Source organism: Streptococcus suis YS56 (genome assembly GCF_000440115.1).
GTDB classification, from domain to species: domain Bacteria; phylum Bacillota; class Bacilli; order Lactobacillales; family Streptococcaceae; genus Streptococcus; species Streptococcus suis_L.
In genome coordinates, this window is sequence record NZ_ALMY01000029.1 from 60,408 (window position 1) to 80,913 (window position 20,506).

Annotated in this window: 18 protein-coding genes; 16 read left to right on the top strand and 2 right to left on the bottom strand. The window is 40.6% G+C overall.

Annotation, left to right across the window (positions count from 1 at the left end; all coding sequences use genetic code 11):
* Positions 1-10 precede the first annotated feature (10 nt).
* The 11 genes from SST62_RS0104420 to SST62_RS0104470 all read left to right on the top strand — a co-directional run bounded on the left by SST62_RS0104420 (position 11) and on the right by SST62_RS0104470 (position 9,977).
* Entirely contained in the window at positions 11-874 is an 864-nt protein-coding gene (locus SST62_RS0104420) for an aminoglycoside phosphotransferase family protein (protein ID WP_228376839.1), read from the top strand.
* A gap of 90 nt (positions 875-964) precedes the next feature.
* Entirely contained in the window at positions 965-1,777 is an 813-nt protein-coding gene (purR, locus tag SST62_RS0104425) for a pur operon repressor (protein WP_029186448.1), read from the top strand.
* Between the two features lie 93 nt (positions 1,778-1,870).
* On the top strand, positions 1,871-2,740 hold the full coding sequence (locus SST62_RS0104430) for a helix-turn-helix domain-containing protein (protein WP_029186449.1): 870 nt from the start codon (positions 1,871-1,873) through the stop codon (positions 2,738-2,740).
* Positions 2,741-3,010: 270 nt separating this feature from the next.
* Entirely contained in the window at positions 3,011-5,230 is a 2,220-nt protein-coding gene (locus SST62_RS0104435) for a peptidase domain-containing ABC transporter (RefSeq protein WP_029186450.1), read from the top strand.
* A complete protein-coding gene (locus tag SST62_RS0104440) occupies positions 5,223-5,690 on the top strand; it encodes a hypothetical protein (RefSeq protein WP_029186451.1) in 468 nt (155 codons plus the stop codon). Before SST62_RS0104435 ends, SST62_RS0104440 begins: the two co-directional genes overlap by 8 nt.
* Before the next feature lie 167 nt (positions 5,691-5,857).
* Positions 5,858-7,090: an HlyD family efflux transporter periplasmic adaptor subunit gene (locus tag SST62_RS0104445; RefSeq protein WP_153309597.1), complete on the top strand. Its 1,233-nt coding sequence runs from the start codon at positions 5,858-5,860 to the stop codon at positions 7,088-7,090.
* Between the two features lie 139 nt (positions 7,091-7,229).
* Positions 7,230-7,541, top strand: a complete 312-nt coding sequence (locus SST62_RS0104450) for a hypothetical protein (protein ID WP_029186453.1) — start codon at positions 7,230-7,232, stop codon at positions 7,539-7,541.
* A 619-nt stretch (positions 7,542-8,160) separates the two neighbouring features.
* Positions 8,161-8,580 (top strand): hypothetical protein, encoded by a 420-nt coding sequence (locus SST62_RS1000000112585; RefSeq protein ID WP_153309598.1) that lies wholly within the window; start codon positions 8,161-8,163, stop codon positions 8,578-8,580.
* Positions 8,581-8,755: 175 nt separating this feature from the next.
* Positions 8,756-9,502: a hypothetical protein gene (locus tag SST62_RS1000000112765; RefSeq protein ID WP_029186455.1), complete on the top strand. Its 747-nt coding sequence runs from the start codon at positions 8,756-8,758 to the stop codon at positions 9,500-9,502.
* 34 nt (positions 9,503-9,536) lie between these two features.
* Positions 9,537-9,704 carry a hypothetical protein gene (locus SST62_RS1000000112590; RefSeq protein WP_153309599.1) on the top strand — a complete coding sequence of 56 codons (168 nt, stop codon included), beginning with the start codon at positions 9,537-9,539 and terminating at the stop codon, positions 9,702-9,704.
* A 21-nt stretch (positions 9,705-9,725) separates the two neighbouring features.
* Complete coding sequence (locus tag SST62_RS0104470) at positions 9,726-9,977, top strand: hypothetical protein (RefSeq protein WP_029186456.1); 252 nt, start codon at positions 9,726-9,728, stop codon at positions 9,975-9,977.
* Positions 9,978-10,032: 55 nt separating this feature from the next.
* Here SST62_RS0104470 and SST62_RS0104475 read toward each other — a convergent pair whose 3' ends face one another.
* Together SST62_RS0104475 and SST62_RS0104480 are read right to left on the bottom strand one after the other, a co-directional pair.
* Positions 10,033-10,896, bottom strand: a complete 864-nt coding sequence (locus SST62_RS0104475; protein WP_029186457.1) for an RluA family pseudouridine synthase — start codon at positions 10,894-10,896, stop codon at positions 10,033-10,035.
* A gap of 1 nt (position 10,897) precedes the next feature.
* Complete coding sequence (locus SST62_RS0104480) at positions 10,898-11,866, bottom strand: NAD(P)/FAD-dependent oxidoreductase (protein WP_029186458.1); 969 nt, start codon at positions 11,864-11,866, stop codon at positions 10,898-10,900.
* Between the two features lie 152 nt (positions 11,867-12,018).
* On the opposite strand from SST62_RS0104480, the gene pbp2a reads away from it, so the two are divergent.
* The 5 genes from pbp2a (at position 12,019) to SST62_RS0104500 (ending at position 20,474) form a co-directional block, all read left to right on the top strand.
* On the top strand, positions 12,019-14,232 hold the full coding sequence (gene pbp2a, locus SST62_RS0104485; RefSeq protein WP_029186459.1) for a penicillin-binding protein PBP2A: 2,214 nt from the start codon (positions 12,019-12,021) through the stop codon (positions 14,230-14,232).
* A 33-nt stretch (positions 14,233-14,265) separates the two neighbouring features.
* Complete coding sequence (rpmG, locus tag SST62_RS01000000111450) at positions 14,266-14,418, top strand: 50S ribosomal protein L33 (protein WP_002940258.1); 153 nt, start codon at positions 14,266-14,268, stop codon at positions 14,416-14,418.
* Positions 14,419-14,427: 9 nt separating this feature from the next.
* On the top strand, positions 14,428-14,604 hold the full coding sequence (secE, locus tag SST62_RS0104490; RefSeq protein WP_002940255.1) for a preprotein translocase subunit SecE: 177 nt from the start codon (positions 14,428-14,430) through the stop codon (positions 14,602-14,604).
* Positions 14,605-14,713: 109 nt separating this feature from the next.
* Positions 14,714-15,253 (top strand): transcription termination/antitermination protein NusG, encoded by a 540-nt coding sequence (gene nusG / locus SST62_RS0104495; protein ID WP_024397766.1) that lies wholly within the window; start codon positions 14,714-14,716, stop codon positions 15,251-15,253.
* Between the two features lie 142 nt (positions 15,254-15,395).
* The gene (locus SST62_RS0104500; RefSeq protein WP_029186460.1) at positions 15,396-20,474 is read left to right on the top strand and encodes a S8 family serine peptidase; all 5,079 of its coding nucleotides are present in this window, start codon (positions 15,396-15,398) and stop codon (positions 20,472-20,474) included.
* Positions 20,475-20,506: the final 32 nt, after the last annotated feature.

The window sequence follows — 20,506 nt, forward strand, 5'->3', positions numbered from 1 at the left end:
AGTTAGGATAGTGTCTCGACAGCCCCTCACTAAAGGCTGGTCCACGGACCAAAAGTACAAGGTCCAGCTAGAAGATGGTCGTTTTGGTCTGTTGAGAATAGCAGAGCGGCCAGCCTATGAGGCTAAGCGATTAGAGTATCAGTTAGTTGAAAACCTGTTTGGTCTAGGTTTGCCTGTGGCAGAGCCACTAAGTTTTTGGGCGGATGACTTGTCAGTCTACACCCTCTATGAATGGGTGGAGGGTCAGGACATGAATGAAGTGGTTTCCAGCCTGTCTGAGTCAGTCTTATATGATTTGGGCTGCCAGTCAGGGCAGTTCTTACGAACCTTACATGCACTGCCGATTGATCAAGGTCAGCGAGACTGGAATAGCTTTTATCAGGACAAGATTGACAGCAAACTAGAAGCCTATCAAGCAGCCAGCCATTCCTATCCAAATGGTCAAGCCATGATAGACTTTGTCCACGCCAACCGTCACTTGCTTGAAGGACGACCGATTGCCTACCATCATGGTGATTTTCATACAGGGAATTTTCTACTGGGAAGAGATGGAAAACTAAAAATCTTAGACTTTGATCGCTACGATATAGGAGACCCCTGGGAAGAATTCAACCGTTCGATTTTCACGGCTGATTTGTCGCCAGCCTTTGCGCGTGGTCAGTTGGATGCCTACTTTGAAGGCGCTATTCCAGAGGAATTTTGGAGACTCATGGCTCTTTATGTAACAGTAAATAGTCTAGGCGCTCTTTCTTGGGCAGAGCGCGTAGATCCCCTACAAATCCCCTTGATGCAGGAACAGGCGGCCACCATCTCAGAATGGTATGCGGACTTTACTCGCTGGATTCCAACGTGGTATCTACAAGTTTATAGCTAAATACGAAAAAGCGAACTTTTTCAAGAAAAAAAGGTTCGCTTTTTGTGTTTTTATGTGCTATAATAGGAAAAAGCCAAAAAGGAGAACAATATGAAATTAAGAAGAAGTGAGCGTATGGTTGTCATTTCCAATTACCTCATCAACCACCCTTATGAATTAACTAGTTTGAATACCTTTGCGGAAAAGTATGAATCTGCCAAGTCATCTATCTCAGAGGATATTGCCATCATTAAAAAGGCTTTTGAGGAAAGCTCTATCGGGCATATTGAAACCATTACTGGTGCCAGTGGAGGAGTTGTTTTTACTCCATCGATCTCTAAGGCAGAGTCTATCGAGATCGCACAATCCCTTCGTGACCAAATGGCTGAAAGCAACCGTATCTTGCCAGGTGGCTATATCTACTCGTCTGATTTGTTATCTACCCCACATATTTTGAAAAATGTTGGTCGCATTATTGCCAATGCCTTCAAAGAAGAAAAAATCGATGCGGTCATGACGGTTGCGACTAAGGGTGTTCCGTTGGCCAATGCCGTTGCCAATGTCCTTAATGTTCCCTTTGTCATTGTGCGTCGTGATTTGAAAATCACAGAAGGTTCAACCGTTTCTGTCAACTATGTGTCAGGATCTAGCGACCGTATTGAAAAGATGTTCCTGTCTAAGCGTAGTTTGAAGGCAGGAAGCCGTGTCTTGATCGTCGATGACTTCTTGAAAAATGGTGGTACCATCAATGGTATGATTAGCCTCTTATCTGAGTTTGACTCAACATTGGTAGGCGTTGCTGTCTTTGCAGAAAACCAAAAAGGTGACCGCAACGTAGCTAACTACAAATCCCTGCTAGCTGTGACAGACATCAATGTCAAAGACAATAAGGTCGATGTGGAATTGGGAAATATTTTTGACTAGTATGAATGCCTCTCTAATGAGAGGTTTTTTGGTATTTGTCTGCTAGGACTTAAGCTGATATAATAAGTATAGATTGAATTCTGAGAGGTTGATATGAGAGTTTTACTAGCAACAAGATTAAAAAATAGAAGAAGAGAGTTGGGTTGGTCACAGAAGGAGTTGGCAGAAGGGGTCTGCGATCAAGGGCAGATTAGCCGCATCGAGAAGGGAACCTATATGCCTGGTGCAGACTTGCTTCATGCCCTTGCTAAAAAACTCCAAGTCAGAATGGACTATTTTTTTGACGAAGAGGAAAGCGAAATTGTCTCTGACCTGAAACACTTTAGAAAACTTGCCAAAAACTGCCTTATCCAAAGAGATTATGAGACCTTAGGTTTTCTATATGAAAGGGAAAAGGGCACCCTATCTCATCTGACCTTTCCAGACCAAGTTTATTTGGAATGGGTGGAGACTGTTTTAGCAGAGAATTTGGAAGCTAGGCGAGAATACGCTATTCAGAAATTGAGGGAGCTACTGGAACGAGTCGGGGAGAATAGGAGAGGCTATCTCTATCTATACAATAGTTTATTGATTCTATTGATTCGAGATGAGAAGAATGCTGAGGCAGAGCAATTCTATAATGAGGTAATTGAAAAGATTGATAAAAATAAGTTGGATTTATTGGTAGATATAGATGCTTACTTCAGTATCCAGTCCAACTATATCCGTTATCTATGGTTAACAAATCAGCTAGATAAGGGAATTGAGCTGGTTACAGCCTGCATTGAGGAATTCAAGTCAACCTACCCTATTCATTTCTTGGCAGATTTTTATTGTGACTTAGGAAATGTGACAGAAGACTTTGCGGATAAGAAACTGGTCAAAGAACGCTATGAACGCTCACGCCTTCTTTATCAGTTAGCAGGTATTGATGGTATTGCTCTGAAAATAGAAAAATACCTCAAAGAAACCGATGCAGATTGAGCTTGCTCCAAGGGAGCAGGCTTTTTTTACACCAAAAATATAACAATAATAAAATAAATTAAAAAAATATTAAAAAACATTGACAACAAGTAACGAAACAGTTATACTGTAGAAAAGAAAGGGGTTACAAAATGAAAAGAATAGTTAAGAGTGTTTTGGTGGTGGGTTTACTAGCGGTTATTTTAATTAGAGTTCCACAATTGCCGAGAGTTTTTGGTGTAGATAGAGAAGACATATATATCTATACAAAATAGTTAAGGTGGAGTATATATGTTTAAAAAATATGCTTGCACTTTGCAACATGACCAGTCGGATTGTGCAGCAGCTGTTGTCTCTACTGTATTATTGACCTATAAAAAAGAACTTTCAATAATGAAAATTCGGGAAATTATTGGAACAGATATGTACGGAACGACAGTTCATGGAATTGTTTCTGGTCTTGAAAAGTTAAATTTTACCGTAAAGGCAGTTCGAGTATCCTTAGATGAATTAACTGGAGATATTAGCTTTCCAGCTATACTACAAATACGGAATAGTCTGGGGCAGAATCATTTTATAGTGATTCATAAGATAAAGAAAGATGGTAACTATTTGGTAGCTGATCCAGTAAAAGGACTGGATATGCTCTCAATTACAGAACTTGAGGAAGTTTATCAAGGAATAGCCATTTTCATGGTTCCAAATAGCGAGTTTGAAAAAGGAAACATGAAAGGCAAAGGACTATTTGACTTATTTTCGGCTCTGATATTAACACAGAAAGGACTTGTGGGAACAATCATCTTAGCATCATTCTTGCTAAGTGTCGTTGGTATTTTGTCTAGTCTTTTTTCCAAAGTTATTATGGATGAGATTATTCCTTTTGGATTAAAGAACAGTTTATACTTATTCTTGATTGTTTTTGGCATCGTTTCATTAGTGCAGAGTCTCTTATCTGCTTTTAGGCAACATATTTTGCTATTTCTATCAAGAAAAATTGATATTCCTGTGCTCCTGGGCTATTATGACCATATTATTCACCTACCTTATAGTTTTTTCGGTAGCAGAAGGGTGGGTGATGTCTTGACACGGTTTCAAGATGCCATGACGATAAAGAATGTTTTTACATCGGTTTCTATTTCGTTAGTTATGGATATTAGCCTATCACTGATAAGTGCCTTTGTTTTATGGCACCTCAACTCCACTTTATTTCTAATATTAGTTATGATGGTGATTGCGAATATCGTGTTAATTTATTGCTTCAAGAAACCTTATAAGAAGATTAATAATGAGCAGATGGAAGCAAATTCTATGCTTAATTCGCAATTGATAGAATCGATTCGTAACATAGATACCATAAAATCACAGCATGATGAGCGACAACGTTTGGATAAACTGGAAGAGAATTTTGTTCACACCTTAGAAATTGGCTATAAAGAAGGTGTTTTACAAAATGTTCAATCTACAATTTCTTCTATAGCCGGAACTCTAGGGAATTTGATTTTTATGGGAATAGGTGCTTTATTTATTATTGATAACAAGATGACAATTGGTGATCTTCTTGTTTTTCAGACCTTGAGTCAGTATTTTACTGAGCCTGTTCAGAATTTGGTTGGTCTCCAACTTACTTTTCAGGAAGTTCAGGTTGCTGTTAGCCGACTTCAAGAATTGATGGATGTTGAGCGCGAAGATAGTCAAGTGGGGAATAGTATCCATAATTTTTCGCTATTGGAAGATATTGCTTTCAAAAATGTTACCTTTGCATATGGGTCTAGACCCCCTATTATTCGCGATTTTAGTTTGACTATCAACCAAGGTGAAAAAATCGCTTTTGTAGGTGAAAGCGGAGCAGGAAAGAGTACTCTTGTACGACTTCTTCTTCATTTCATTCAGCCTATTGAAGGTCAAATAAAGTTTGGTGAGTATGACTTAGGGGATTTAGATTATGGAGAATTACGGAAAAAAATAGCTTATATCCCTCAAACAGTCGAGCTCTTTTCAGGGACTATAATTGATAATTTAAAGATAGGAAATCCAGAAGCTAGCTATGAGGATATGATACGTGTATGCCGCATAGTAGGGATTCATGACACAATTCAAAAATTACAAAACCGATATGGTTCTTTTGTTGAAGAAGGTGGTCAGAATTTCTCAGGAGGAGAAAAACAACGTCTTGCTATTGCTCGTGCTCTTCTTAGTAAGGCAGATCTTTATATTTTTGATGAAGCGACCTCCAATCTTGATTCCTTTAGTGAACAGATTATCCAAAATTTAATATTTGAAAAAATTATTGGCAAGACGACAGTTGTAGTGGCCCACAGATTATCAACGATTCTACGTTGTGATAAAATCTGTTTTTTGGAAGACGGGAAAATTGTAGAATATGGGACGCATGATGAGTTGATGAAGTTGAGAGGTCGCTATGCAACAATGGTTGGCTTACAAAGCATTCAGCTAGATAAGCAAGAAAAAGTAGTTTCTACTAGCTGGGCAGAAGAGGTAGTATATGAGTAAGTTAGAAGTATTAGAAAATAAGAAATTAGTTTTAAAAAAAGTGATTTGTAAGAAGCTAAGTAGCCTTCAGTTTGAAAACTTGGAGCAAGAAATAGATAAGTTTTATCAGCACCTACAATTACTGAAAGTACAAATGTTTGGCCCATTGATTGTAAAAAATAGTGGAACTATTCTTCATGAAGATGGGACTATTACCGTAGACTATGATTTGTATGTCCAAGCTCATGATTTTCGCCAGTATGATAAGTTTTATACTGTTTATGAAGAAATTGTTTGTCCACATTGTGTCTATGTACGATTTGAAGATAGTCCAGAGTATTTGCAATATGCATATTCTAAACTAGATTTACATTTCTATGAAAATGAGTTGGAAACAAATGGCACTATTTACACCGTTTATGTCAATACAAATAATGAAACCATGACGGTGGATATTTTTAGACCGATTATTAGCTTATGAAACTATATAACAAATCTGAACTTCGTTATTCTAGAATCTTTTTCGATAAGCGTCCTCCAGCCTACGCGTTTATCCTAATCTTTAGTACACTAGCTACCTTGATTATAGCTTTTGCAGTATCTGCCTATTTGCCTAAAAATTATATAGTCAAAGCTAGAGGGACTTCCGTGATAACAGGAACAGAGTATGTATCTGCTCTGAGCAATGGAAAGATTGTGACGCTTCATAAAAAGGAAGGGGATAGTGTAAAAGCTGGTGAGATTATTCTTTCTTTATCTAGTGGACAAGAAGGACTTCAGACTGAATCTTTAACTAAACAATTGGACAAGCTCAAAGCTAAAGAGAGTCTCTTTCAAAAGTATGAACAGTCTCTGAATGAAAAAGTTAATTATATGGCAAATTCAGGTGAAGAGCAGGAGTATTACGGGAAAGTCGAATATTATCTATCTCAACTTAGCTCAGAAAACTATAATGATGGTAGTCAATATGCTAAGTTGCAGGAAGAGTACACTAAGTTGAATAAATTAGTGGCGGAGAAAAGTCAATTAGAAACGGACTTGTCTAGTTACCAATCACAACTTGCTAATCTAGAGGCAGAATTAGCAACTCTCTCCGTTCAAGAGACAGCAGAAACGACTTTCGATAGTGAGACCAGTTCATCATCCGCTGACACTTCACCTAATAACATTCAGTTGGAGCAGCTAAATACAAAAATATCAGAAGTCAAAACAAAAATTGAAACGACTACTTCTTCTATACAAGGAAAGGGGACGGAAATAGAGTCCCTACAGTCTAGTATTAGGGAGATGGAGCGTTCTTACAACGACCCTACTTCTCAAGCTTACAACACTTATGCTCAGTTAATCAGTGAGTTAGGTACAGCAAGGGCAGCCAATAATAAAAGTATAACAGAGTTAGAAGCCAACTTAGGGATTTCCACAGGTCAGGATAGAGGGCTAACTGTTTCTGCCTCTAGTGATGGAACCTTACATTATGTTACTCCGCTAAAGCAAGGTATGTCTGTCCAACAAAACCAGACTATTGCTGAAATTGCTGGTAGTGATAGAGAAGCCTATATAGAAGCTTTTGTTCTTGCGACAGATATTTCCCGTGTTACTGTTGGTGCAGAGGTAGACATAGCTATCACGGGTGTAAACAGTCAGAAATTTGGTACCTTAAAAGGTGCTGTAACTCAGATCGACTCTGGAACGATTACTCAGGAAACTCAAAATGGTAATGTTAGTCTTTACAAAGTAGTTGTTGCTCTTGAAGAATTAACTCTACAAAAAGATGAAGAAATTGTAGTTTTACAAAAAGATATGCCAGTGGAGGCTCGTATCGTTTATGATAAAGAAACCTATTTGGATTGGATTCTAGAATTGTTGAGTTTTAAACAATAATGGTTTTACATCTTTACAGTAGATAAATCCCAACAGTGTGGATGAAAGGTCCTTCTGCTATCTAGGTAAAGAATGAGAAACGTTGATTATATCCAGTTAGAGGATTGTGTCTAACCATGATTTTTAAAGGAGAATTTTTATGGAATTAGTAATGCCGAATAACTATGTAGTTCTTGAAGAAGAAGAAATGATGTATCTTGACGGGGGTGATTGGAATAATTTCAGAAAAAATATTCAGGGTCTGTGGGCAAGAACTACTGCCTTGAGATTTGCGTTAAGAGAGTCGGGATTGACCAATTATGCTGGTCAAGTAATTGTAGCAAGCTACCCTATTTTAATGGCTAAAGTTGCCTCAATTTCTACTACAGTTCTTGCGATAACTGGAATAGCTGGGTTGGTAGCAGCTGTTGGATTGGGGGCGGCACTTTACGGCTGGCGTCTGTTTTATTGATGATTGTAAATTAGAAAGTTTAGCGAGGGTAGACAAATGTTTAGCCTCGTTATTGCTCATAATGATATCAAACATTTAGAATGGAATTAAGAAGATGAAACTATGGCATTATTTCGTGCTATTAGTAGGAGTACTGATACTCTCTCTTGTTTGTATTCCGCCGATTTTTATCGGCAGATATGGGGACGGTTTGTTATTATTTACCCTAGTGTTTTTTCTAGTTGGTACGCCAATCTTTTTATTTATCAACCAACTCATTTCTACCTTATCTTTTATGCTGGCCTCATTGTTGACAAATCAGAAGATTATTTATAGCTATTTCTGCAACTATTTATCTTTTAATAATGTACATATCCCTTGTTTCTTGTTCTTACAATTTTTCGGTCTTTCTCCTGCCATTTATTTAGAAGACAGAGGTTCTACGAAATACAGGAGATATTTTCAAGTTTATACAACCATATTTTTTACTTTTCAGTTCTTCTTATTTATTTTAGGTATCCATCTTCTAGATTTTAGGGGAAGTTTACTCCCGTTACTTCCATATTCCCTCCTAACTTTCTTTCACACTGGATTTTTTTTGAAGGAGTATCGAAATTTCTATCGGTACAAATCAAGAATTTTGACAGCTTTAGTCAGAAAAGAAGATAAAATTCATCTGAAAGAATTTCGGTATGAAAGCGTTCTTGGTAACAAGGACTTGGTTTATCAGTTGCTTTGTTACCTGATTTTGATAAAAAGTAGGTTGAACAGGGAAGAAATTGAAGCGATAGAAAGTTTGGAAAAGTCTTATTTTGAAAACATAGAAAATAGTAGGGAACACTATAGTTTCTTAGATACCATCAAGATAAATCTATACATGCAGAGGGAAAATAAGGAAGAATATAGGATTTATAAAAAGATATTGGATTCGTGGACTGGGGATCGTCCGTATTATTATTTGCTGGTAGATGAAATATATAGGAACATCGAACTTGAGAATAAGTTGGATCTATCCTTGGCTATTTCGGAGATTCCAATTATCTTGGATGTATTGAAATGAGAATTGCTTTTCTATCCAGGCTCTTCCACGTTGTGAGGTAATGAAACGGTGAAAATTGAAAAAATCTTGGTACTTGTCTTTTTTGGCTGTCTACTAATCTCATCCATCACATTTTTAGCTTATGATCATGTTGGCGAAGAGGTAAAACAATGGATGATAGGAATAGGGCAGTAAGATGATTCAAAAAATAACTATTCTACAAATTCTGTTGATCGTTCTGATACTTATTTTAGGAGCTTTTTCTACTCTGCCGTTGGAACTATCAGACTTAGTCTTTGCTGGTCTGACTTTTGTATATATCCTGTCAACAGTACCGATTTATTACACAAAATCGAAACAGCTCCGCCTGTTGCTGATGGTCAATTCCCTCCTCCTTCTGGGCTTGTGTCTTAGTTTTAGGGAATTGCCTTTCTATCTAAGATTAGGAATCGTGTTTTCAGTCGGTGTATTGCAGTGCCTGCTTAGTTTCTTCTTAGCTAAGGAATCGTCCAGCGATTTACAAGAAGAATGGAGATATGTTCAGGCTTTTGAATCAAAAATAGATAAAAATCGTTCCTTATCAAGCCTGACAAAAATCAGTTATGGGCTTATGCTAGTCAGTCTCTTTGTTCAGAGTTTTGTCCCAACCTTGTTCTTGTTTTTTCTATTGGTTGTGAAATATCTAGTTGACTGCTACGCAAGGATTAAACTGGTTAAGCTAGTTAGAGGGAGCCTGCTACTTAACTACTTGGTTGGCTTGATTTTTCTGGAACAGTTGGTATATATAGGCTTATTTTGTCTGCTATGGACGGGCTCTCATTTGACTCTGTATGTAGGGGTTCTTGTTTTTTCCAATTTCCTGATTCCCTTATTAAAACAGAGGGAATACAGGCTAAGTAAGCAACTCATTGCTGGTAAAGGACAAGATTCTCTAGATTCATGATGCGACAATTTAGACTCTTGTTCTTGGAGGTGCTATGGCAAAAATAAAATTAAGTAAAAAAATAGGTTACGTGATTCTAGCTCTGATATTACTAGCAGCCTTTATCTACCGACTAGGCTTGTCCGATATCGGAAGGCTTGAATTGGTGATTTACGTCGTATTTTTCAACCTTGCCCTTGTGCAAGTATTAAAAAAGAAATAAGAATAAGTAGGAGGAAAATCCATGCCACTTCATTTAAGCCTTGTTACTCTTTCTCTGAATTTGATCCTTATCCACCAGCTCTATCTCCTTTACAAGAAAAAGGAAAAGTTGAATGCTACAGTTGCTTTTCTGGTCTGCTTACTTGTAACGGTTATGCCTAATGCAGAAGATTTCAATGCGATTATTGGCTTGATTACAGGAACTCTGGTTATCGTTTATTTGGGAAGTTTTGTCTATTCCAGATTGGCTCCTAAGAGAAGAACTGCTAAATAGATATTACTGACATATAAAAACTCACTATTCCAACTGCTGAAATAGTGAGTTTTTCTTACTTTCTCAACACCTTCTCAAAACTCTCTGACCATGCTTCTACGCTGATTTCTTCGAGTGTCAGCGGGTGGGTCAGGCTGAGTTTTTGGGCGTGGAGCATGAGGCGGGGGGCTGCGACTCGACTGTAAAGAGGGTCACCGATTAAGGCATGGCCATGATGAGCCAAATGCACCCGAATCTGATGGGTTCGCCCTGTTTGGAGACGACAAGAGACCAAGCTACTTTTGCCAAGGGTCTTCAAGAGGCGGACCTGGGTAAGAGCAGTCTGTCCCTTACGGTTATCGACCACCCGCTTTCTGCGGTCGTGTCGGTCCCGTCCGATTTTATCGGTAATAGTCCAATCTGTCTTTCTTAGCTGTCCTTGGCAGAGGGCCAGGTAGTCACGGTAGATGACCTTGTCCTCCAAAAGCCGATTGAGAATGGGCAGGATAAAAGGATTTTTGGCAAAGAGAATGGCTCCGCTGGTTTCCATATCCAGCCTGTGGACCACATAGCAGGTCTGACCGACATAGGCAGATACATGGTTGAGCAGGGCGATTTCCGTCGGCTCATTGCCGTGGGTTTTCATGCCTTCGGGCTTGTTGACGATAATCAAATGCTCATCTTGATAGAGTTCCTCCACCAAGTCTGCCTGTCCCAGAGGAATGCTTTTTTCAGGATAATCTTCCTGGTCAAAGGTCAATTCCAGCAGGTCACCTGCAGCAATCGGACTCTGCCAGTTTATCAGCTCTCCGTTGACACGGACATGCTTCTTGGTACGGAGGAAGTGGCGGATTTTTCTAGGAATAAGAAAATAATCTTCCAAGACTTCCTTGACAGTCAGTTGTGGAAAGGCTTGGGGAATGCGAATATCAATTTTCATCTTATAGGCTTGTTGAGTGCTTGGGTTGCACTTTTTCATTTGGATTGAGGTAGTTCATGGCATTGTTGACTGCGGTTGGGGCTTCGCCCAGTCCAGTCGCAATCAGGTCAACCTTGCCTTCGTAGAAGCAACAGTCACCGATAGCATAGATGCCAGGGACAGAGGTTTCTTGCTTGCTGTTGACCACGATGCGGTGGCGATTGAGTTCCAATCCCCATTCTTTCAGCGTACCGACAGATGATTTGAAACCGTAGTTGACAAAGAGGTGGTCGAAAGACAGGTTGAGCTTTTCCTCGCTCTTAACCTTGTCAAAATCAATGGCAGAGGCTCTGCCATTTTCCCCAGAAAGCCCTTTAGGGACAAATGGTGTGTGAATGGTGACGCTGGACTGCTTGAGCTCTTCCACGCTGTGTTCGAGAGCACGGAAGTTGTCGCGACGGTGGACGATGTGAGTGGTCTTGGCGATTTTTTCAAAGGCCAGGGACCAATCGACCGCAGAGTCACCGCCACCCAAGACGACGATGTCCTTGTCGGCATACTGCTGGATATTAGACACGTGGTAGTGGACGTTATCAAAGCTGTCAGCACCATCAATCTCCAGCGGGCGCGGCTTGAAGGCACCGCCACCCATAGCGATTATCAAGGTCTTGGTCTGGTGGCTGCCCTTGGTGGTCGTCAGGGTAATAACTTCTCCTGGCTCAATAGCAGTCAGGGTTTCATTGAGGCAGAATGTGGTGTCAAATGGAGCCAGTTGGGCGAGGAGGTTGTCGGTCAACTCCTGTCCTGTCAGGCTTGGAAAGGCCGGAATGTCCAAAATGGCCTTCTCAGGATAAAGAATGGCAGGTTGGCCACCCAGTTGGGGAAGGGAGTCAATGATTTTGACCTTAGCTTGACGGAGGTGGGCGTAGAAGGCAGCGAAGAGACCGACTGGTCCGCCACCGATGATGGTAATGTCATATACTTGTGTCATGGGAATCCTCTTCTTTGTTCAGAATGACCCTATTTTATCATATTTTTGGAAAAAATTCCCTGTCTGTTGTCACAAGTTATCGCAGGCTTTTTTCTGCTAGTTTTTACGAAATGGTGTATAATGGTACAAAATTCACTAGAAAGAGGTAAAGTATGGACGATTTGCAACATCAGCCGATTGAAGTTCCAGAAGATTTCCAAATTGATCATGAAGACCTACCTAGCCGTCGCCGCAGGGGAAATCGTGGCTCTGTTGATAAACCAAAGAAAAAATCACGTATTCCGGAGCCGATTCGTAAATTTTGGCGGCGTTACCAACTGACTAAAATTTTAATCATTTTAATGGTCCTGACAGTTCTTACAGTAGGTGGCTATCTATTTTTCCTTGCAAAGACAGCTAATGTTGGTGATTTACAGCAGGCGCTAAAAGCCACAACGATTATTTATGATAAAGATGGTGCGGAAGCTGGGACATTGTCAGGTCAGAAGGGGACCTATGTAGAGCTGGATGCTGTCTCCGATAATTTAGAGAATGCCGTCATCGCTACAGAAGATCGGAGCTTCTACAAAAATTCAGGCATTAATTACCAGCGTACAATTTTGGCTGCCTTGACGTTAGGTCGATCTGGAGGTGGTTCAACTATTACCCAGCAATTGGCAAAAAATGCCTTTCTAACTCAGGATCAGACCATCAGTCGAAAGGCTCGAGAATTCTTTTTGGCTCTGGAAATCAATAAAAAGTACAGCAAGCAAGAAATTTTGACCATGTATCTCAATAACGCCTATTTTGGGAATGGTGTTTGGGGAGTGGAAGATGCAAGCCAAAAGTACTTCGGTATTCCAGCCAGCGATCTTACTCTTGAGCAAGCGGCCGTCATTGCAGGTATGCTCAAGGGACCTGAGATTTATAATCCTTATTATTCCCTAGAAAATGCAGTTAATCGTCGGGATACAGTCCTGCAAAACATGGTCAATGCTGGTTATATTGATCAGGCGACTGCAGATGCAGGTTTCCAAGTAGACCTAGCCAGTCAGCTTTCAGATACCTATACAGGGAAACAAAGCAATTATTCCTATCCATCCTATTTTGATGCTGTGATTGCTGAGGCGATTGAGCGATACGGACTGAAAGAATCAGACATTATTAATAACGGCTATAGGATTTACACAGAGATGGATCAAAATTCTCAAGCCAGTATGCAGGTGATTTTTGATGATGAGACCATGTTCCCGACATCAAGTTTTGATGGTACCCATGCTCAGGCTGCCAGCGTAGCTCTTGATCCGACGACTGGTGGAGTTCGTGCCTTGGTTGGTCGAGTTAACAGTTCAGAGGATGCGGTCTTTCGGACCTTCAACTTTGCGACACAAGCCAAGCGCAGTCCTGGTTCAACAATCAAGCCTCTTGTTGCCTATGCTCCAGCAGTAGCGGCGGGCTGGTCGATTGATATGGCTCTGGATAACCATACAGAAACCTACGGCGATTACACCTTGCATAACTATGATTATTCGACTTCTGATACCATTCCAATGTATCAAGCTTTGGCTCTCTCTTACAATTTACCAGTAGCTTATATAGTGAACACCTTGGGGATTGACAAAGCCTTCGAGTATGGACAAAAGTTTGGACTTGATATGGAAAATGTCGAGAAAGTTTTGGGTGTTTCAATTGGTTCTGGAGTGGAGACTAATCCTCTGCAAATGGCCCAGGCCTACGCTACTTTTGCGAATAAGGGTGTGATGAAGGATGCCCACCTCATCACTCGTATTGAAACAGCTAGTGGAAAGGTTTTAGCAGAGCATCGAGAAACAAGTACCAAGGTGATTGACCGCTCTGTCGCAGATAAGATGACAGCAATGATGCTTGGAACCTATACCAATGGTACGGGAGTGACAGCAGATGCGGCCAATTATTATATTGCTGGGAAAACAGGAACAACTGAAACGAGTTTTGATGTCAATCTTGTCAATGATCAGTGGCATATTGCCTACACACCTGATTTGGTCATCAGTCAGTGGGTTGGTTTTGAGCAGACAGATGAAAATCATTATATAGATAGCAGTAGCTACTGGATGGCTCCATCGGTCTTCCAGACTGTAGCCAATTCAATCTTGCCATATACTGCAGGAACTCAGTTCGAAGTAGAAAATGCCTATGCACAAAATGGTATTGTAGAAGTAGCTCCAGATGAAGCTGCGCAAACTGAATCAAGCCTTGGTCAAGAACAGGTACAAGAAATTTCAGATCAGGCGAGAAACTTGATTGAGCAAACCAAACAAAATCTAATCGATGCCCAGTTACCAGAACGAGCAAAAACCTTGTGGGATAACATCACGTCTTGGTTTGGAGAGTTGTCAAATCCATAAAAACATGGTAGAATGAAAAAGATGGAGGGCTTTATGGCACTAAAAAAAGCAAGCCTAGCCTGTACTGTTTGTGGTTCTCGAAACTATTCAATCAGCCTTTCGAGCAATCCCAAGCCAACACGGTTAGAAGTAAATAAATTTTGTAAACACTGTGGACAATACACTGTTCACAAGGAAACCAGATAGGAGTCACGCATGAAATTTATCAAAGACATTATCCGCATTTTAAAAGATACGTCTTGGCCAACTCGTAAGCAGAGCTGGACGGATTTCGTGTCTGTAGTGGAATATACTGCCTTTTTCGTAGCGGTGGTTTACCTCTTTGACTTGATTTTGTCACGAGGAATCATGAGCTTGATCAATCTTTTCTAGAAAATACTTGCCATTTGTAAAATGGAAGTGATATAATAAGGAAAAGCGAAAGCCTTCGGGCTTTTTTTAGCGTCTAAAAATTCCGTGTTTCCAAAGAAAGGAAGTAACAATGTACGATAGTTTTGATAAAGGCTGGTTTGTTTTACAGACCTACTCAGGATATGAAAATAAAGTGAAGGAAAACTTGCTCCAACGTGCCCACACTTATAACATGTTGGAAAACATCCTTCGTGTAGAAATTCCAACTCAGACTGTTCAGGTTGAAAAGAACGGTGAGGTCAAGGAAGTAGAAGAAAACCGTTTCCCTGGTTATGTTTTGGTTGAGATGGTTATGACCGATGAAGCTTGGTTTGTGGTTCGTAACACGCCAAACGTTACAGGTTTCGTGGGTTCACACGGTAACCGTTCAAAACCAACTCCACTTTTGGAAGAAGAAATTCGTCAAATCTTGGTGTCTATGGGGCAAACCGTTCAAGAATTTGATATTGATGTCAAAGTTGGAGATGTTGTGCGGATTATCGAAGGTGCCTTCTCTGGTTACGAAGGAAAGGTGGCAGAGATTGACAACAACAAGGTGAAGATGGTTATCTCTATGTTTGGTAATGATACCATTGCTGAAGTTAATTTGAACCAGATTGCTGAGTTGTAATAAGTTGTTAAAGCGCAGGGAAACCTGTGCTTTTTCTTGTTTTTGAGGCTAACTCAAAAAAAACTTGCCAAAGATTTAAAAATTTTATAGAATTAGGTATACCTAACTTATAAATTAATTAATCTTAAAAAACGGAGGTTTTATGAAACAGAAGTGGTCTCAGATTGAGAATAAACAACGCTTTAGTATCAAGAAGTTAAGTGTCGGTGTGGCATCGGTATCAATAGGATTTTTTATCACAGGTATTCCGATGGTTCAAGCAGATACTAGTGGAGAAGGATTGGAGTCTACGGTTGCGGTCGCAACGGATATGGATAGTAGGCCAGATTCTGTGGCAGAGAAAAAAGAAGATGGACCATTATCAGATGAGCCAGTTAACACGGATCAGGTGGATGAACCAGTTGCTGAAGAGGGAGTGGTCGAAGAAGTTGTAGACACAGAGGCAGATGAAGAGCCGGGTCTTTCCGTAGATCGAGCTGCGACCGAGATAAAAACTACAGCTGGTAAGACAACAGATGAGTCAAGGGAAAAAGAAGACATTAGCGGAAAAGAAGCTAGTGCTCCTCAAACAAGCCCGCAGGGATCACAGCTTGAGCCAGAAGAGGTGACAAGAGGGCGCTATATTTTACAATTTTCCGACGAGAACCGAAATCTTGTATTGGATAAATTAAAGAAAATTGATGGCGTTAAAATTGTTCATGAGTATAAGGAGGTTTTAACGGGAGCATCTGTAGAGGTGGGGAAAGAAAGTTTGTCTGATGTGAAGGCAATTACCGAATTAACCTCTTTAGAAGAGAGTCGCCGTATCAGACCGACTCTTCATACTGCTAAACAGCTGGTTGGTGCCTTAAAAGCAAGTTCTAAATATCAGACAGATGGTCGCGGAATGGTGATTGCAGTCATTGACTCTGGTTTGGATATTAAGCACAAAGACATGAGGTTGGATGAAGGTGTCGTCCCTAAAATCAAGGAAATTACTCCATCTACGACAGGGACATACACACTGAAAGTTCCCCATGGCTATAATTATGTATCTGGTAACGATAATCTTTACGATGATACCCACGAACCACATGGTATGCACATAGCAGGAACTCTGGCTGGAAATGCAACAGACGAAGAAGTTGCGTCTAAAAAGGGAGTTGATGGGATTGCTCCCAACGCACAACTGCTAGTCTACAAGATTTTTTCAAATGACCCTAAAAATTATAAAGCTGAGACGGAGGATGCTGCCTATGCTGCCATTGAAGATGCTATCAAACACGGGGCAGATGTCATCAGCTTGAGTGTTGGTTATTATGATAGTGGGCTGCCAGGGAATGCTTACTACACGATTGCTAAGAGGGCAGCAGAAAAGGGGATTATCATTACAGCAGCTATTGGTAATGCTGGCGCCTCCTCTTCAGACACCTCCTTTGACCTGCATACAAATAATGCCTTGGGAGCTGTGGATACGGCAACAACAGTTGGCGTAGCAGCGACTCCTGCAGTTATCGCGGTTGGATCGGCGAGAAATACCCATCTTGTTCAACGCGAATTTATGCTGAATGGGCAGTCTTTTGGCTACTATCCTATTGGCTATACAACGCTTACAGAGGGAAAATATGAATTTGTAGATGCTGGAAATGGTCATTGGGAAGAAGTGCAGGGGCTTGATTTGGCTGGTAAAGTCGCGGTTATCAAAAAAGATAAGTTTGACTTGAAAGATGCTGTTCGTAATTTGAAATTCAAGGATGTTGCTGGAATTATTGTGATAAATACTGATCAGGGATGGAACAAGGATTATTATAGGACCCATCAGTTATTGGTAGATGATAAGACTTTGCTTTCCTACTCCTCTATCTGGGGCATCAGTCTTAGTGGGGAAGATGGAAGGCGATTATTAGAAGTTGCCAACCAATCGCAAGGGAACACTGGTTTGGTCCTCAGACCTACAATTGGAATGAAGAAGTTGATTGAAGTACCGACTGTCTCAGGCTTTTCTAGTTGGGGACCTACGGTCAACTTAGAATTGAAGCCAGAAATTGTAGCACCAGGAGAGGATGTTTATGCAACCTTGAATGACAATCGTTATGGCTCCATGTCAGGGACTTCGATGGCTTCGCCAATTGTGGCGGGGGCCAGTGCACTTTTATTGCCACGGATTCGCCAAATGACACCTCCAGAAGGCATGACTAGGATGGATTTGCTGAGAATCATTTTGATGAATACTGCTACCCCTTTGGTTGATGTTCTAGATTCATCTGGGCATGCTTTGGAAAATTCTCCTAGACAACAAGGTGCTGGTCTGTTGCAGATTGATAGTGCCTTTGAAACAGATGTGATTCTTCACCACCGTCTAAAAGGAGGGGTGGAATTAAAAGAAATAGGGCGTGAGACAGAATTTGAGGTAACCTTGGAAAATCTAGGAAACCAACAAAGAAGCTTTGCTATTTCAGCTGGGAAAGTATTGACTAGTCAAGATGTTCCTGTTGATAGAATAGGACGTTCTGGAAAAGTAGTTAAAGAGATTCATGCGGCAGAAATCAAGGGCTCAAGTATTCATCTTTCTGAGCAATCCATTCAACTGGGTCCGAAAGAGAAGAAAATCATTCGCCTAAGATTGGATGCAGGAGAAGCGAAAGACCAGTTTGCAGAAGGGTATATTTACTTCAAATCATTGACGGAAGGGCAGTCTGACATCAGCATTCCTTATTTTGGCTTTGTGGGTGACTGGTCAAAAGAAAGGATTGTCGATGCACCGGCTTGGGAAACTGGTTCTAAATTGAAACTGACCTCAGTTTTATCTAGCTATAAACACAATAAGTCTGGGCGCTATATTGAACTTGGGCGTGAAAAGATTCAAGATAATCAATCACCTATAAATCCAGAAGATATTGCAATTCAAAACCAACATTCAGATAGCCAAACAGGGAATGCCTTTGTTCGATTTGCGCTACTGAGGGATATTACCAACTATGATTTGGATATTGTAAAAGAAGCTACAGAAGATGCTCCTGTTTTGAGGCGGATTGATACAGGAACTATGCTGTCTCGTGTTCGCTATGTAGATTATTTTGAAAGTCTTTCGGAGTATTCCAAGCTTCGTACTCCGATAGAATTGCACCGTTGGGATGGGAAAGTGTACGATGCAAGCAAGGATGAAAATATACCAGCACCGGAAGGACAATATTTCTTTAGATTGCGGGTAAAAAATAAAGAAAATGGGGCCTATCAGTATACCTATCTGCCAGTCAAAATCGATAATCAAAAGCCAGAAATTGTCGCGATTGATACCAATCGTCTAACCAGCCATAGAGAACTGGTCGTCACAGCCAAGGATAATAATAAAGTTTGGGAGGTTCGAGCGAATCTAAATGGAGAAGATCTTCTTGTTGAAAAGGTTGTAGATGCTGCAGGTCAACTACATTACCATCTCAAAGAAGTGGAACTGCCACTCGATGCTAAAAATCATCTCCGTGTTGAGGTGATGGATATAGCGGGTAATGTGATTGCTGTTGAAAAAGATTTAGTGGCGCCTGTAATCCAGTTTAAAAATTTGGAAGATTTGATGGCAATTCGCAGTAAGAAAACTGTGGAAATTAAAGCGAACGTCTCAGCGCAAGTTTCCGATGTGCAGGCCAACTTGGACGCTCAGGCTGTGAATTACTCTCTGGAGAATGGTCAACTATCCCTCCAGATACCAGGGCAATCAGATGGACGCCATAGTTTTGAACTAATCTTGAAAGATAAGGATGGCAGCCTTATTTACACTAAAACCTTGAATTATTTGGTGGATAATGAAAAGCCGATGATTGATCTTGATATTGAAAAAGATGAAGAGGATGAAGAGGTTATCCAGATTGGTAAAAACGGACGCTTTACATTGAAGGGGAAAGTGAGTGATAATATTAGTCTTCCTAAGGACATCAAACTTTACTATTCCAATCTAGACATTGGTAAGGGAGAGCTGAAAATCATAGATGTAAAAGAAGACGGTAGTTTTGAGCAAGACTTCTTTAAATCTGATTTTCCTAGAGCCATCATGTTAACTGCGGTAGATGGGAAGGGTAATAAATTAAAGGACCTTCGTATCAATACAAGTCCAGAGAGTCTGGATGAGGAGGAGGAAACAGAAGTTCCGATTACTGTCAATAACTGGTTGATTGACCCGATTCGTTTCAATAAAGAAAGTCTTGGTCGTGAGCTAGATAGTGAGTTGGTCGACTTCAAAAAGCAAGAAGATGGGACTTATCTATTTACATTTGAAATAGAAACAGAAACCGAACAAGCTCATTCTGTGCGCATCAATGGTGGCGAAAAACGCTATTTTGAGGATGGCAAGTTGACCTATCCAGTTACCCTGATTGAAGAAGGAAATGTTGTGGATATAAGTGTGTACAATGAGGCAGATGAGTTGACTTACACGAAGAAATATCAGATGTTGGTTGATACAGAAAATCCTGTTTTACAGCTGGAAAATGAGGTGTTACCATTGGAAAGACAGGTAGTAGATAGTGAAGAAGATGAAGACGAGGGAAATCAGTATGCAGGAGTCCTCCTAGCAGATGCTGATGGGCACTTGACACTTACCGGAAGCGCCAAGGATAATGGAATTTATTGGTCCTTGAAGATCAACGAAGATTTTGTAGCTCGAGGAGGCTTCTGGAGGCAGTATGGAAATAATGAAAAAGCCTTTCGCTATGAGCTACATAGTCTGAAAGACGGGGATACAGTCAAACTTGATTTGAGTGACAGTTTTGGAAATACTCTTGTGAAGAAATATAAGGTACGGTTAAATGACAAGGAGGTATCTGAGCAGGTTCCTGAAAAAGACCTTCATGTGGAGCAATCAGATAAGAATCAAACCCCTAGCATTCCTATTCCGAAATCGGAAGTGCAGGTACCAATGCCAAAAGAAGAGGATTCACTTGCTCCGCAAACAGAATCCACTGAAATCGCGCTGTTAACTGGCGATACAAGAGAAGATGGTGTGGAGCATTTGGGGAGACTTACAAAACATGAGGAGGCATTAGGAATTTCTGACGAGAGAATAGAAGTGTCCGTACCTCACAGAGCATTCTTTGAAAGAAGCGGAAGAGGAGAGACAGGTGCACTAGCGGCGGATACTAGTGGGAAACTGCCTCAAACTGGGGATAGCCTTGGAAGTGTCTTTATAAGCGCCTTGTTAGGTCTATTTGGTGGAGCTATGGCCCTCGGAAATCTGAAACGAAAAGAATAGCAAAAAACCTAGGAAGATTCCTAGGTTTTTTC

Excerpts from the sequence above, each read along its gene's own strand:
- purR (WP_029186448.1), top strand. The coding sequence starts at position 965 with ATGAAATTAAGAAGAAGTGAGCGTATGGTTGTCATTTCCAATTACCTC.
- SST62_RS0104430 (WP_029186449.1), top strand. The coding sequence starts at position 1,871 with ATGAGAGTTTTACTAGCAACAAGATTAAAAAATAGAAGAAGAGAGTTG.
- SST62_RS0104435 (WP_029186450.1), top strand. The coding sequence starts at position 3,011 with ATGTTTAAAAAATATGCTTGCACTTTGCAACATGACCAGTCGGATTGT.
- SST62_RS0104440 (WP_029186451.1), top strand. The coding sequence starts at position 5,223 with ATGAGTAAGTTAGAAGTATTAGAAAATAAGAAATTAGTTTTAAAAAAA.
- SST62_RS0104450 (WP_029186453.1), top strand. The coding sequence starts at position 7,230 with ATGGAATTAGTAATGCCGAATAACTATGTAGTTCTTGAAGAAGAAGAA.
- SST62_RS1000000112765 (WP_029186455.1), top strand. The coding sequence starts at position 8,756 with ATGATTCAAAAAATAACTATTCTACAAATTCTGTTGATCGTTCTGATA.
- SST62_RS1000000112590 (WP_153309599.1), top strand. The coding sequence starts at position 9,537 with ATGGCAAAAATAAAATTAAGTAAAAAAATAGGTTACGTGATTCTAGCT.
- SST62_RS0104470 (WP_029186456.1), top strand. The coding sequence starts at position 9,726 with ATGCCACTTCATTTAAGCCTTGTTACTCTTTCTCTGAATTTGATCCTT.
- SST62_RS0104475 (WP_029186457.1), bottom strand. The coding sequence starts at position 10,896 with ATGAAAATTGATATTCGCATTCCCCAAGCCTTTCCACAACTGACTGTC.
- SST62_RS0104480 (WP_029186458.1), bottom strand. The coding sequence starts at position 11,866 with ATGACACAAGTATATGACATTACCATCATCGGTGGCGGACCAGTCGGT.
- pbp2a (WP_029186459.1), top strand. The coding sequence starts at position 12,019 with ATGGACGATTTGCAACATCAGCCGATTGAAGTTCCAGAAGATTTCCAA.
- rpmG (WP_002940258.1), top strand. The coding sequence starts at position 14,266 with ATGGCACTAAAAAAAGCAAGCCTAGCCTGTACTGTTTGTGGTTCTCGA.
- secE (WP_002940255.1), top strand. The coding sequence starts at position 14,428 with ATGAAATTTATCAAAGACATTATCCGCATTTTAAAAGATACGTCTTGG.
- nusG (WP_024397766.1), top strand. The coding sequence starts at position 14,714 with ATGTACGATAGTTTTGATAAAGGCTGGTTTGTTTTACAGACCTACTCA.
- SST62_RS0104500 (WP_029186460.1), top strand. The coding sequence starts at position 15,396 with ATGAAACAGAAGTGGTCTCAGATTGAGAATAAACAACGCTTTAGTATC.